Origin of the sequence: Vibrio sp. LQ2, from assembly GCF_023920125.1 — a bacterium.
In the GTDB taxonomy this organism is placed as follows: domain Bacteria; phylum Pseudomonadota; class Gammaproteobacteria; order Enterobacterales; family Vibrionaceae; genus Vibrio; species Vibrio fluvialis.
This window is the reverse complement of sequence record NZ_CP085308.1, coordinates 1,424,934-1,437,902: the sequence shown is the minus strand read 5'-3', so window position 1 is coordinate 1,437,902 and position 12,969 is coordinate 1,424,934. Positions and strand designations below refer to the sequence as shown.

Here is a 12,969-nt window from a genome sequence, read left to right as displayed (position 1 = left end):
ACTAAGCACACAGGAAATTATGTATGAAGCATTTTAGAACTACCTTGGTATTTTCCACAGTCATGCTGATGGTTGGATGCAGTAGTCTTGACAGTTCTAGTTCATTTGATGATGTGGCAAAGTCGGTGAAGGAAAGACATAACTATGTACAAGTTATTACTAAAGACATCACGCCTGATGCCAAAGCGATAACGGGGGCTGATATTGTAAAATCGAATTTGTACTATGTGGGTAATTTTCCGAAAACAGCTGAGACTAAAGTTAACGAATCCTACATTGATATGAATGTTACCTATTTCAAAAACTATGACCAGTTTGATAGTGTTACCCTGGGCGACAAACAGTACACACTGAATAACTACCGACCATTAGCAGAAACCTGCACTGAACACTGCACTGTCACACAGTGGTTCCAGTTCCCGTTAAATTCTGTTTATTTGTCTCAGTTAGACAGTGACAACGTAGAATTTTCGTTGTCCTCTAAAACCAACAAAAACCAAATTCAATTCTGGGTGCCGAAAGCCTATTTTGACGCTGCCGAGCAGGAAGCACAGTTTGTACTCAATAATAAGCAGCCAGTAATCGCGGCTCCTCAGATCGTCAATGAGGCACCAGTCAGTAAGTCTGAGGAAATGGTGCAATATTGGTTTAACGAAGGCACCGCCGCGGATAAGAAGCAGTTTGCTGATTGGGCATTCAGTAACCGCTCTGAAGTTAAACAGGCGATGAAAACCGACAGTAAACCTTTGGAAATGATGGCTTACTGGTATGAGAAAGCTGATAAGACGCAAAAGACGACCATTTTATCTTGGTTGATCAGCCAAGAATAATTGCCAACTAAGATAAGAAGAGGCATGGTGTTGACCATGCCTTTTTTGTTGTTGAGAGAATGCAATGATGAACATTAGTGAAGTGGCGAAAAAAACAGGATTGACAGCAAAATCAGTCCGTCTGTATGAGGAAAAAGGTCTCATTCAGCCACCACTGCGCTCAGAGAATGGGTACCGAAACTACGGGCAGCGCCATGTGGATGATCTGTTATTGATTGCACGCTGTAAACGTGTTGGTTTTACCCTCGATGAGTGCAAAGCGATGCTGGCACTGGCGAATGACCCAGAACGGACAAGCTCAGCGGTCAAAGAACGGGCTCAAGTTAAACTCAAACAAGTCACACAAAAGCTTCAGGAGTTAACCTTAATTAAAGATCAGCTGGAAGAGTGGATTCGTGAATGTCCTGGCGATGAAAACAGCGACTGTCCCATCATTGATGACCTTAAAGGACACTGTTGTCAGCATAAATAAAAAAGGCCTTAAGGCCTTTTTTATTCTCAAGCAGCAATCAGCTGATTTTCTTGGGCTCGACTTTCAGTATCGTTCCGTCGACATCAACGACAGTCACTCGCTGACCTGCATGCAAAGGTTCTTGGCACTCTGCGAGCCAAGTGGTATCGCCCAGCGCTAGACGAAATTGGCCCGCATCGACATCGTCTCTGACAACGGCGGTTTGCCCGATTAGCTGTTTTTGCTTCTGGTTAAGTGTTCGCCCTGCGTCGCTGCGTTTGTCATTGCTCAGTTGGCGGCGCCACCATAACCAGGTGGTAATCAGAGAGAAGGCCGCAAACGAGGACCATTGTAACTGCCAGCTGACAGGAACAACCAGCAGGATGGCGCTGACGAGCAGAGCCGACACGCCCAGCCATAAGCAGTACCCGGCTGTTCCCAGCAGTTCGGCTGCTAGCAATGCGAGCCCTAATGCCAGCCAGTGCCAGTGGTTGAGTTCGAGTAGCCAGTCAATCAAAGGTCCACCTTCTTCGTACCAGATTGTTTAAACATTTCAGCGATTCCCGCAACAGAGCCCATTAAGCCAGTGGCTTCGAGTGGCAACATGATGATCTTTCCGTTTTCTGCCTGGCCGATCGATTTTAACGCTTCAGTATAGCCTTGAGCGATAAAGTAGTTGACGGCCTGCATATCGCCTTTTGCGATCGCGTTGGACACCATTTCGGTCGCTTTTGCTTCGGCCTCAGCTGCACGTTCACGCGCTTCGGCTTGCAGAATTGCAGCTTGCTTTTCACCTTCGGCACGCAGGATCTCAGACTGTTTCTGACCTTCAGCTCGCAGAATTTCTGCCTGACGAACCCCTTCTGCAGCCAGAATGGATGCCCGCTTTTCACGTTCTGCTTTCATCTGCGCATTCATCGCAGAGGTCAAATCAGCTGGTGGCTGTACATCTTTGATTTCTATACGGGTGACTTTCACGCCCCAAGGATTGGTCGCTTGGTCGACAATCGATAACAGTTTAGTGTTGATCATGTCACGCTGACTGAGCATCTCGTCGAGTTCCATCGAACCCAACACCGTACGCATATTGGTCAACGTCAGGTTACGGATCGCATTCTCTAGATCATTGACTTCATAAGCGGCTTTCGCGGCGTCGATGACTTGAACAAAACACACGGCATCAATCACTACGTTCGCGTTGTCTTTACTGATCACTTCCTGCGCGGGTATATCGAGAACTCGCTCCATCATGTTGATCTTGCGTCCGATACTGTCGATAAACGGAATGATGATGTTTAGGCCAGGTTTCAGAGAGTGGGTGTAGCGCCCAAAGCGTTCAACGGTCCAGTTATTACCTTGGGGTACGGTTTTCACTGCCGATGCGATAAATGAAATCACAACGAAGACGAATACACCAATTGCGACTAATGAATCTATTGCCATGACGTTTCCTTAGATGGTTTTTATTAATGGCTAAAGTGTGAATGATAACCGCTGGAGTCACAACGTAATGTGACCGAATCTTCGTGTTGATCCAAAAAATAAGGCGGGAATAACCTGCCTTAACTGTATGATGTAACGAATAATTTTATTAATAAAGCAACGAATAAAGCTGTCTGCGATAGCGGCTGGCTGTGCTATTACTCTGGCCAAGCGCGTTAAGGATGTCCATAAAGATCTTCTTCATGTCGCCATCAAGTGTATTCAGATCGCGCTTGAGGAACGACCACAGTAGCTCAAGAGCTTCCTCGTCACGTTGCACCTGATGATATTGAGTGGCTAATTCAATCGCTACTTTTGCGTTGGAATTGTCTTGTGCAAATGTACTTTCCAGCGCTTGAATTTCCGGGCTGTCAGCCGCTTGCTCATGCAGTTCCAGGCGGGCCACCAAACTCTTGTAGTAGCCGTCCTGGTATTCCAGTGGTATGGCGGCGAGCTCAGCTTTAGCCGCTTCGAATTGCTGGGTTGCAAGGAAGCAGTCGGCTAATGCCAGCTTCGCATCACCTTTACGTTTCCATTCATCACTCAAGGACAGAAGCAGTGGCAGCGCCTGAGCCTGCTGCTGGTTTTGAACCAGAGTCAGCGCCTGTTGCAATGTTCGTTCGTCTTGGCTTGGTAAATGGCGGTCAAGCATCTCTTGAATGGCGGCAATCGGCTGCGGGCCACCCAAACCATCGACCGGCTGGCCGTTAATGAACAGCGCGATCGTAGGCAACGCCTGAATGCCAAATTGTGCTGCGATGGCTTGCTCTTCCTGACAGTTCAATTGTGCCAGTTGGAAAGCACCGTCATATTGCTGAGTAAGCTGTTGTAGCGCTGGAATAAGTTGAGCGCTTTCGTCACTCATCGGTGCCCAGAAATAGAACAGGATGGGCGTGGAGGCCGAACGTTCTATCACTTCGCGAAAGTTGTGTTGGGTTACGTCAGTAATATGAGGTGATTGCATGATGATTCCTTGTACGCTTGCGCTTTTCTAGATAAATGGGGGCGTGATTTGAAAACACAAGGTTTGGCGGAATAAGCTGCAAACACAAAAGCCGCACGACGGCGGCTTTTGTATACTCCGTAGAGCCAGCAAGCAAAGATGTTCTATAAAATCATGAAGAGTGTCAGTGCCACACCAACACTGAGCCAATTCCATTGGTTTAATGTCATAAATCTCTTATCCAATGCAACGCTAAAGAATCAGTTAAGGTGAAGTGAAATTGTTCACTTCGAGCTTCATCATGGCATCGAAATGTTACGCATTAATGACAAAATTATAATTTTACGCTGCTTTGTTCAGCAGTTTGTCCAAAGTTCGTCCGGGAAGAAGACGTTTTAACACCGCAAAGATTTTTGTTGGTGTTGTCACGCGGTAACGCAGGCGCGGACGCGGGGATTCCAGAGCATGCAGGAGTGGCGCTAGGCAAGCTTCAGCGGGAAGAACAAACGCATTGTTGGATTTGTCATTGCCTAATCTGGCCAGCTGGGCGTGATATTGCTGAGCGTGTACAGAGTTGTCGACGGGTATCCAACGCTTGAACGCCGCCAGAGCATTGGCGCGAAATTGGGTTTCAATCGGGCCGGGTTCGATTAAGCTGATGTGAATGCCGCTCTCTCGCAATTCCAGCCGAAGGGTATCTGTCCAGCCTTCAAGGGCAAACTTGGATGCGTTGTACGCGCCGCGGTATTTCATCGCGGCAAAGCCCAGAATTGAGCTGTTCTGCACTATCCGTCCGTGACCTTGCTGACGAAAGTGGGGGAGCAAAGCCGTGGTTAGCGTATGCCAGCCAAAGAAGTTGGTTTCAAACTGAGCGCGCAGAGCTTCCGTTGGTAAATCTTCTAATGCTCCCGGTTGGCCGTAAGCACCATTGTTAAACACCGCATCCAGTTTATTCGCCGAGAATGTGAGAGCTTGTTCTACGCCTGCGCGAATACTTTCCTCATCACTGAGGTCGAGTTGAATGCAGGTGAGGCCTTCAGCCTTGAGACGTTCGACGTCCTTAAGATGGCGGCAGGAAGCAATCACCTGATAGCCGCGTTGGTGGAGTTGTGTGGCGGCCATGTAGCCAATGCCGGAAGAACAGCCGGTGATTAATATTGAACGAGTCATGAAATATCCAAGTCAGAATGCGATCAAGCCTGATGTTGAAGTAAATGCTTCAGGGCGGGGTCGATTCGAGAGTAAGTGAACTGAAACCCCAGTTCCGTTAGTTTTTTTGGTTTGGCGCGAATGCTGTCAAAAAGCAATTCACTGGCTTCTCCCATCAACAGGCGAATGGCCCATTGAGGGGTAGTGAGCACGTGTGGCTTTTTGAGCGTGGCAGCTAAGCTGCGGCTGAAGATCAAATTGCTGACCGGATGTGGCGCGCACAGATTGAAGGCGCCTTGAGCATGTTCCGTTTCCAGCAGAAACACGATACCCCGCACCATGTCGCACATGTGTATCCAAGGCATATACTGTTGGCCATTGCCAATTGGGCCACCAAGACCTAATCGATAGGGCGGTAACATTTTTTTCAACGCGCCACCTTCGGGGGCCAGTACAACTCCGGTGCGAAGCAGGCATACGCGGGTGCGGTCCGACTGCGCATGGAGGGCAATCTCTTCCCAGGTTTCACACACATGATGGGAAAAGCGACTCGATTTGACCTGCAGACTTTCGTCAAACGGATGATCTTGCTGATCGCCGTAATAGCCGACGGCCGAACCGCTGATTAATACGTGAGGCGGCTTTGCACTGGCATGAATCAATTCCACCAGTTTTTCGGTCAGCTTCCAGCGGCTGTCACAAATTCGCTGCTTTTGCGCACTGGTCCAACGTTTGTCGGCAATGGGTTCACCGGCGAGATTGATGACCGCATCGAACGTATTGAGATCGTGCAGCTCTTCTAAGCTTTCCAGAAAATCGAGCCTCTCATTCTGGATATGGGCCAACTTTGCTTTGGCCTGAGCGGCATTGCGGGTTAAGACGACCAAATCATGGGTCATGAGTAGTTTTATCAGCTCTCGGCCGATAAAGCCTGTACCACCAGTGATCAATATTTTCATGTCGCCTCCTTGCTTCGCTTAAGTATAGCTGCCGCTGCCTGAGGATCAGCTTAAGGGAATCTTTGCTAAGTGCCAACATTCTGTTTTTTAACCTTTGATGACTTTTTACCCACCCCGTAAAGCGTGTCACATCACGTGGATTTATCCTTTGCCATTATAAGTGTAAGGAATTGTATCGGAGCGACTATGGCTGGGGCGTTAGCATTACTCAAAGCGATGTTGGGCAGTTTGCGTGACTTGATGCCGATTGTGCTGGTGATTGCTTTTTTCCAGCTGTTTGTGTTGCAGGAGCCGCTACCGCATTTGCTGAGCGTGCTGAGTGGATTGGTGCTGGTGGTGCTCGGGCTCACTTTTTTCATCTTTGGCCTGGAAATGGGGCTGTTTCCGATCGGAGAGTCCATGGCTCAGGCTTTTGCCCGCAAAGGTAGCTTATTCTGGTTGTTAGTGTTTGCTTTTTGCCTCGGATTCGGAACCACCATTGCGGAACCCGCGCTGACCGCGGTGGCAGAAGAAGCGGCAAAAGTTGCCTCACAAGGCGGAATGATTGCAGACACCCCTCTGGCTCGGCACGATTATGCACAAGGGTTGAGGGTGACTGTGGCGGTATCGGTGGGCCTTGCGATTGTGATTGGCGTACTGAGGATCCTGAGAGGATGGCCGATTCACTACATGATTGCGTTTGGCTATGTCGGCGTGGTGATCCTGACTGCGTTTGCGCCCGAATCGATCATCGGTATTGCCTACGATTCGGGTGGTGTCACGACATCAACCATTACCGTGCCGCTGGTGACGGCATTGGGTGTCGGGTTAGCGTCTTCGATTAAAGAGCGGAATCCGATGTTGGATGGCTTTGGCTTGATCGCGTTTGCATCGCTGTTGCCGATGATGTTCGTCATGGTATTTGGCATGGTGGTGACATGATCGACGGACAAGATTTTTTCGACACGTTACTTTCCACCATTCTGGATATTGTCCCCATCGCGGTGATTATTTTCGGCTTTCAGTTTGCGGTGCTGAGAAAACCGCTGACTAATCCCGTAAAAGTGTTGATTGGTTTTGGTTACGTGATTCTTGGCTTGTCGCTGTTTTTGCTTGGTCTGGAATTGGCGCTTTTTCCACTGGGTAAAACGATGGCGCACCAGCTGACTGACCCTGAGTTTCTTGAAGAGTTCCGACTCAGCGTCGGACAGACGTTGCAGTGGGGGGATTATTACTGGGTTTATCTGTTCGCCTTTCTGATTGGTTTCAGTACCACGATAGCCGAACCCTCCTTGATAGCGGTTGCCATCAAAGCCAATCAGGTATCCGGTGGCGCGATTCAAGTGAATGGTTTACGGATAGCGGTTGCACTGGGGGTCGCGTGTGGTATTGCTCTCGGCAGTTATCGGATTGTGGTCGGTGACCCCATTCAGTACTACATCATCGCGGGCTATATCGTGGTGGTCATTCAAACGTTTTACTCGCCGAAGCTGATTGTACCACTGGCGTACGATTCTGGTGGCGTGACCACATCGACGGTCACCGTACCGATAGTGGCAGCGTTGGGGCTGGGACTGGCGTCGACGGTACCGGGACGTAATCCGATGATTGATGGCTTTGGCCTCATCGCCTTTGCCAGTCTATTCCCGATGATGTCAGTGATGGGATATGCACAAATCACTCAATGGCTTAATCAAAAAGCGAATCTAAAGGAGCAAGATGATGAGGTTTAAACTGATACTCGCCTTTGTTGAAGACAGCAAAACTGATGTCGTGCTCGACGCCGCGCGTAATGCCGGGGCGACTGGTGCAACTGTTATCAATAACGCTCGCGGAGAGGGACTGAATAAAAAACGCACCTTCTTTGGTTTGACGTTGGAGGTGCAGAAAGACGTGGTGCTGCTGATGGTGGAAGAGCATTTGTCGCGTCACATTCTGGAGACAATTTGTGAAGTGGGCGAGTTTGATCAGGAATCCGGGCAGGGCATCGCTATTCAAATCGACATTGAGGATGCCGTGGGAGTGGCGCATCAGGTGGCAACATTAACCAAAGTGGTCGAGGACAACCTATGAATCGTGAAGACAAAATTCATGTGCGCGACGTGATGGCAAATACCTACGTGATGGTGGACGGTTTAACCACGGTTCATGAAGGGATCTGTCTGGCGAAAAAGTACGAGGTAAAAGCCTTGATCGTCAACAAACGTCACGAAGATGACGAATTTGGCATTGTGTTGATGAACGATATCGCCAAGAAAGTGTTGGCCAAAAACCGCTCACCAAAGCGTACCAACATTTACGAAATCATGACCAAGCCAGCGCTGACGGTTTCGCCGGATATGAACGTCAAATATTGCGCGCGGCTGTTTGAACGATTTGGGATCAGCCGGGCGCCAGTCATTGAACATGGTAAAGTGATTGGCATGGTCAGTTACAACAATATCGTGATCAACGGCATGGCGAGAGATGACGAATAACACCATAAACCGTACAATCTCAGGGTTTAATTCGAGAGGTGTGCAATGGAATTATTTTTTGCTTCAGATCTACACGGTTCACTGCCAGCCACCGAACGCGTCTTGCTAGCGTATCAGCAATCGGGTGCCGATACGCTGGTTTTACTGGGTGATATTCTTAATCATGGGCCGAGAAACCCCATTCCAGAAGGTTACAATCCGCCAGCTGTCGCTGAGCGGCTCAATGCATTTGCTGATCGCATTATTGCGGTGCGGGGAAATTGTGACAGTGAAGTCGACCAGATGTTACTGACGTTTCCGATGATGGCGGACTACGCCTGGGTCATTCTGGAGTCTGGGCAGCGTTTGTTTCTCACTCACGGACATCTGTACAACCAGAATAAGCTACCACCCCTTAAAGAGGGGGATGTACTGGTGCACGGACACACCCATGTGCCGGTAGCGGAAAAACAACCACATAACTACCTGTTTAATCCGGGATCCGTGACTTTTCCCCGTAATGGTTTTGCCGCCAGTTTTGGCCGTTTTCGTCACGGTATCATTGAGGTGTGCAGCTTTGATGGCGATGTCATTGCTCAAACCGATACTCGCGCGTAAAGACAATTAAGGGCACCGATGGGTGCCCTTAAAATATTCATTGCTTACTTTCGGTCTGAGTGACCAAGGTCGCGTTCGGGATCAATCAAATCGCGCACGCGTTGTTTGAGCTCTTTAGCCTCTGGAAAGCCACCGTCCTGTTTTCGTTCCCAGATTTGCACGCCGTTGCAGAAGATTTCGAATCGACCGCCAGTATCGGGATGCAAACTCACGGTTTCAATTTCTTCACTGAAAGTGTGCAGCAATTCCTGCGTGAGCCAGGTTGAACGCAACATCCAGTTGCATTGGCGGCAGTAGTAGATATCAATCTTAGCTTTATCCATGATGTCCTTCTCGTCAGTTTGCGAGCGAAAAATTCACGTTGCATTGCTCGCAAACATCATTTCTTTGCGGTTAACCGTTACTAAACAGCACCGTCGAACCGTGATTCAGGCTGGTGAGTAGCAGCGTTTTCTCGTTCACAATGTCAATGCGACGGCTCTGTTCTGAATCCATCTTAAACAGTTGGGTGATCAGGTCGAGTTGCTGTGGCGTAAAGTCTTTGCTCTGTGTTGATGAAACGTCTTTAAATTCAGTGGGTGATACCAGCAGATAATTGTCACTGACGTCCCAGTCGCCCGATTCGGAAATATTGATCACGTCCTCCGGCACCGTTTTATCAACCGCATACAGCTTGACGATCGATACTCGCACGTAAGTGCCGTTCGGCAGGTATTTGACGTTGGAAGTCATGTCCACGCGGCGTAGAGGGCCGACCGAATCGTTCTGCTGCTTATTGCCAATCAGGGTGACCATTTTGGATTGCCACTCTCGGGAGGTCAGAACCTGTTCGATTTTAAGATCGCTGCCCCAGTAGAACCAAGCACTGAACGCAGCAGAGATAAACAGCAGGAAAGAGGCGAATTTACGGTTCATGGTATGACTCTTCATTGGCAAATCTTACTCACATCTTCTTGGTTAGCGAAGATTCTCAAGGTGATGTTTTCGCCTGAGAACTGAGGCGTGTGAATGTAATTCAACACCAGTTGGTTACTGTGTCCGCCCGTTGCAATGACTTCTTTGGGGGCCAGTTCGCCAGTGTGCATTTCACCATATTTTCTTACGCAGCTTTCAATCAGCGGCAGCCACGACGTGAGATCCGGGTGATTGATTGGCGTGCTGACAATCACATCGTTGAACACTGCCAAGCGTCGAAATTTAGACTGCGAAGGCGTCGTAAACAAAATGACACAAATAGGCAGTATAACGGCAACCAACAGAATCAATTTGGTGAACAGATCCATTCGTGGTTTTGGTGCCGCAGGTGTCGAGTCTACAGAAGGCGACGTCTGAGTAATAACTGCTTCAGAAACAGCAGCTTGACTGGCAAGTTCTGAAGAGGATACGGCACTTGAGTAAGATTCATCTGACTGTTCGATGGCATCAGGATCTTTACTCGCATCGGGCTGAACGCTTTCGACGGTCGCGATCAACTGATAACCACGTTTTGGAACCGTTTTCACAAACTGAGGCGACTTGGTCGAGTCTTTCAGCATTTTACGTAGGGTTGAGATGGCTTGAGTCAGGCTGGAGTCGTCGACTTCAAAACCTTGTTCACGCCAAACGAAATCGTGAAGTTCGTTGCGGGTGATTACTTCATTAGGGCGTTGAGAAAGCATTAACAGAATACGGCTTTCATTACTTCCAAGACGAACATTCTCGTTATCAGTGTCTTTGTCTACTAGCGAATTGCTCGTTGGGTCGAAAGTAAATCTATCAGCAAGAATGAACTTTGTGCCTGTGTTACTCATCGATATCTTCTTTTTAATTAGTATTAGAGCTTGGACTATCAACTACCCAGATTGTCTTCCTTGTTAACAAATTAAAATACGACTTTTGAACTGACGGGCTTTTATCTTCCTTGATAAAAATACGGATAGAGGATAATCAAAAAAAACACAAAAAACAGTGTTTTTATGGTTTTTGACCTTGAATTTACATTCGTAATCCACATGTTAATACCAAATCGATGTTCCTCATACCCCTTTTGTTCTCTGACATGGGGAACCGAAATGATGCTATGGAGTTAATATGAGCGAAACTACAATGACAAACAAAGAAACTCGTGGTTTTCAATCTGAAGTTAAGCAACTACTTCATCTGATGATTCACTCTTTGTATTCCAACAAAGAGATCTTCCTGCGAGAGCTGATTTCCAACGCTTCCGACGCGGCAGATAAGTTACGTTTTCAAGCCCTGTCAAAACCGGAACTGTATGACGGTGACGCAGACTTGGGTGTAAAGCTGTCGTTTGATACGGACGCCAATACCATCACTATCTCTGATAACGGTATTGGTATGAGTCGTGAAGACGTCATTGAACATTTGGGCACCATTGCCAAGTCAGGTACGGCTGAATTTTTCTCAAAATTATCTGAAGAACAGTCAAAAGATTCGCAGCTGATTGGTCAGTTTGGTGTAGGTTTCTACTCCGCATTCATCGTGGCCGACGCAGTCACTGTCCGCACACGTGCCGCTGGTTTAACGGCTGATGAAGGCGTGCAATGGTACTCCAAAGGTGAAGGTGAGTACACCGTTGAAACGATTACCAAGGCCAATCGTGGTACCGATATCATTCTTCATCTGCGTGATGAAGGAAAAGAGTTTCTGTCCGAATGGCGTCTGCGCGATGTGATTTCTAAGTACTCTGATCACATTGGGATACCGGTTTATATTCAGTCAAATGTACTGGATGACGACGGTAAAGAGAGTGGCGAGATCAAGTGGGAACAGATCAACAAAGCGCAAGCGCTGTGGACTCGTTCCAAATCAGAAATCAGTGACGCAGAGTACCAAGAGTTCTACAAACACGTCTCTCACGACTTCGCTGAACCGCTGGCTTGGAGCCACAACAAGGTTGAAGGTAAAAACGATTACACCAGCTTGTTGTACATTCCGGCGAAAGCGCCGTGGGATATGTACAACCGTGATCATAAACATGGCTTGAAACTTTACGTGCAGCGCGTATTCATCATGGATGACGCTGAGCAGTTCATGCCTTCTTACCTGCGTTTCGTACGTGGCCTGATTGACTCGAACGATTTACCGCTCAATGTGTCGCGTGAGATCTTGCAAGACAACAAAATCACGCAATCGCTGCGCAACGCTTGTACCAAACGCGTTCTGACCATGCTGGAGCGTATGGCCTCGAACGATGAAGAGAAATACCTCAGCTTCTGGAAAGAGTTCGGTCTGGTACTGAAAGAGGGCCCGGCGGAAGACTTCGCCAACCGCGAGAAAGTGGCTGGTCTGCTGCGCTTTGCATCGACACATAACGATGCGGCTGAACAAAGTGTCGGCTTGAATGCCTATGTTGAACGCATGAAAGAAGGCCAGGACAAGATTTACTATCTGACTGCCGACAGTTATGCCGCAGCGAAAAACAGCCCTCACTTAGAGCAGTTTAAAGCCAAAGGCATTGAAGTGATCCTGATGTACGATCGCATCGATGAGTGGCTGATGAACTACTTGACCGAGTTTGATGGCAAACAGTTCCAGTCCATCACCAAAGCGGGCTTGGATCTGAGCAAGTTTGAAGACGAAGCGGAAAAAGAGAAACACAAAGAAACCGAACAGGAATTTAAATCCGTTGTTGAACGTGTGAAAGAGTATCTCGGCGAGCGGGTTAAAGACGTGCGTACCACGTTCAAGTTGGCATCGACACCTGCGGTGGTGGTCACTGATGACTTTGAAATGGGGACTCAGATGGCCAAACTGTTGGCTGCCGCTGGTCAGGCGGTTCCGGAAGTGAAATACATTCTGGAGATCAACCCAGAACATGCGATGGTGAAACGCATGGCTGATGAACCAGACCAGCAAGCGTTTGGCCGTTGGGTTGAGGTCCTACTGGGGCAAGCGATGCTGGCTGAACGAGGCTCAATGGAAGACCCGTCGCAGTTTGTTACCGCGATCAACCAGCTTTTGACTAAGGTGGAATAATTCCGTGAAAAAGCTCGCCTTGTGCGAGCTTTTTTCTTGAAGCATGAACGACGTGGTGTGAAGTTGCGCGCCCTTTCATGCAAACGCAGAGAAATTTCACTCAGGTTGGCATTCTTTAGTCTTA

16 protein-coding genes are annotated in these 12,969 nt (G+C 48.4%); 8 read left to right on the top strand and 8 right to left on the bottom strand.

The annotated features are described in order from the left end of the window. The first annotated feature begins 23 nt into the window (after positions 1-23). Complete coding sequence (locus LGV68_RS06705) at positions 24-830, top strand: hypothetical protein (RefSeq protein ID WP_252536399.1); 807 nt, start codon at positions 24-26, stop codon at positions 828-830. Between the two features lie 67 nt (positions 831-897). Then, positions 898-1,302 carry a Cu(I)-responsive transcriptional regulator gene (gene cueR, locus LGV68_RS06700; protein ID WP_020431870.1) on the top strand — a complete coding sequence of 135 codons (405 nt, stop codon included), beginning with the start codon at positions 898-900 and terminating at the stop codon, positions 1,300-1,302. A gap of 37 nt (positions 1,303-1,339) precedes the next feature. On the opposite strand, the gene LGV68_RS06695 is transcribed toward cueR, so the two are convergent. The 5 genes from LGV68_RS06695 to LGV68_RS06675 all read right to left on the bottom strand — a co-directional run bounded on the left by LGV68_RS06695 (position 1,340) and on the right by LGV68_RS06675 (position 5,814). Next, the gene (locus LGV68_RS06695) at positions 1,340-1,798 is read right to left on the bottom strand and encodes an NfeD family protein (protein WP_020327982.1); all 459 of its coding nucleotides are present in this window, start codon (positions 1,796-1,798) and stop codon (positions 1,340-1,342) included. After that, positions 1,795-2,724, bottom strand: coding sequence for an SPFH domain-containing protein (locus LGV68_RS06690; RefSeq protein WP_020327981.1), 930 nt, complete (start codon positions 2,722-2,724; stop codon positions 1,795-1,797). The genes LGV68_RS06695 and LGV68_RS06690 overlap by 4 nt, the downstream gene beginning before the upstream one ends. 148 nt (positions 2,725-2,872) lie before the next feature. Next, on the bottom strand, positions 2,873-3,727 hold the full coding sequence (locus LGV68_RS06685; RefSeq protein ID WP_020327980.1) for a co-chaperone YbbN: 855 nt from the start codon (positions 3,725-3,727) through the stop codon (positions 2,873-2,875). A 321-nt stretch (positions 3,728-4,048) separates the two neighbouring features. Beyond that, on the bottom strand, positions 4,049-4,876 hold the full coding sequence (locus LGV68_RS06680; protein WP_171933450.1) for an SDR family oxidoreductase: 828 nt from the start codon (positions 4,874-4,876) through the stop codon (positions 4,049-4,051). A 23-nt stretch (positions 4,877-4,899) separates the two neighbouring features. Continuing rightward, positions 4,900-5,814 (bottom strand): TIGR01777 family oxidoreductase, encoded by a 915-nt coding sequence (locus LGV68_RS06675; protein ID WP_020327978.1) that lies wholly within the window; start codon positions 5,812-5,814, stop codon positions 4,900-4,902. Positions 5,815-6,000: 186 nt separating this feature from the next. Here LGV68_RS06675 and LGV68_RS06670 point away from each other — a divergent pair, with 186 nt between their 5' ends. From LGV68_RS06670 to yfcE, 5 genes are read left to right on the top strand one after another with little or no spacing between them, the layout of a single operon-like run. After that, a complete protein-coding gene (locus LGV68_RS06670; protein WP_020327977.1) occupies positions 6,001-6,735 on the top strand; it encodes a DUF1538 domain-containing protein in 735 nt (244 codons plus the stop codon). Further along, on the top strand, positions 6,732-7,526 hold the full coding sequence (locus tag LGV68_RS06665) for a DUF1538 domain-containing protein (RefSeq protein ID WP_020327976.1): 795 nt from the start codon (positions 6,732-6,734) through the stop codon (positions 7,524-7,526). The genes LGV68_RS06670 and LGV68_RS06665 overlap by 4 nt, the downstream gene beginning before the upstream one ends. Further along, complete coding sequence (locus tag LGV68_RS06660; RefSeq protein WP_020327975.1) at positions 7,516-7,866, top strand: P-II family nitrogen regulator; 351 nt, start codon at positions 7,516-7,518, stop codon at positions 7,864-7,866. The genes LGV68_RS06665 and LGV68_RS06660 overlap by 11 nt, the downstream gene beginning before the upstream one ends. Next, entirely contained in the window at positions 7,863-8,270 is a 408-nt protein-coding gene (locus LGV68_RS06655) for a CBS domain-containing protein (protein ID WP_020327974.1), read from the top strand. The genes LGV68_RS06660 and LGV68_RS06655 overlap by 4 nt, the downstream gene beginning before the upstream one ends. A gap of 45 nt (positions 8,271-8,315) precedes the next feature. Beyond that, entirely contained in the window at positions 8,316-8,867 is a 552-nt protein-coding gene (yfcE, locus tag LGV68_RS06650; RefSeq protein WP_020327973.1) for a phosphodiesterase, read from the top strand. 44 nt (positions 8,868-8,911) lie between these two features. On the opposite strand, the gene LGV68_RS06645 is transcribed toward yfcE, so the two are convergent. The 3 genes from LGV68_RS06645 to LGV68_RS06635 all read right to left on the bottom strand — a co-directional run bounded on the left by LGV68_RS06645 (position 8,912) and on the right by LGV68_RS06635 (position 10,657). Continuing rightward, on the bottom strand, positions 8,912-9,190 hold the full coding sequence (locus LGV68_RS06645; RefSeq protein WP_020327972.1) for a SelT/SelW/SelH family protein: 279 nt from the start codon (positions 9,188-9,190) through the stop codon (positions 8,912-8,914). A 70-nt stretch (positions 9,191-9,260) separates the two neighbouring features. Further along, positions 9,261-9,782: a regulatory protein ToxS gene (locus LGV68_RS06640; RefSeq protein ID WP_020327971.1), complete on the bottom strand. Its 522-nt coding sequence runs from the start codon at positions 9,780-9,782 to the stop codon at positions 9,261-9,263. 11 nt (positions 9,783-9,793) lie between these two features. Next, the gene (locus LGV68_RS06635) at positions 9,794-10,657 is read right to left on the bottom strand and encodes a transcriptional regulator (protein WP_055452573.1); all 864 of its coding nucleotides are present in this window, start codon (positions 10,655-10,657) and stop codon (positions 9,794-9,796) included. A 280-nt stretch (positions 10,658-10,937) separates the two neighbouring features. On the opposite strand from LGV68_RS06635, the gene htpG reads away from it, so the two are divergent. Continuing rightward, the gene (htpG, locus tag LGV68_RS06630) at positions 10,938-12,845 is read left to right on the top strand and encodes a molecular chaperone HtpG (RefSeq protein ID WP_252536398.1); all 1,908 of its coding nucleotides are present in this window, start codon (positions 10,938-10,940) and stop codon (positions 12,843-12,845) included. Positions 12,846-12,969: the final 124 nt, after the last annotated feature.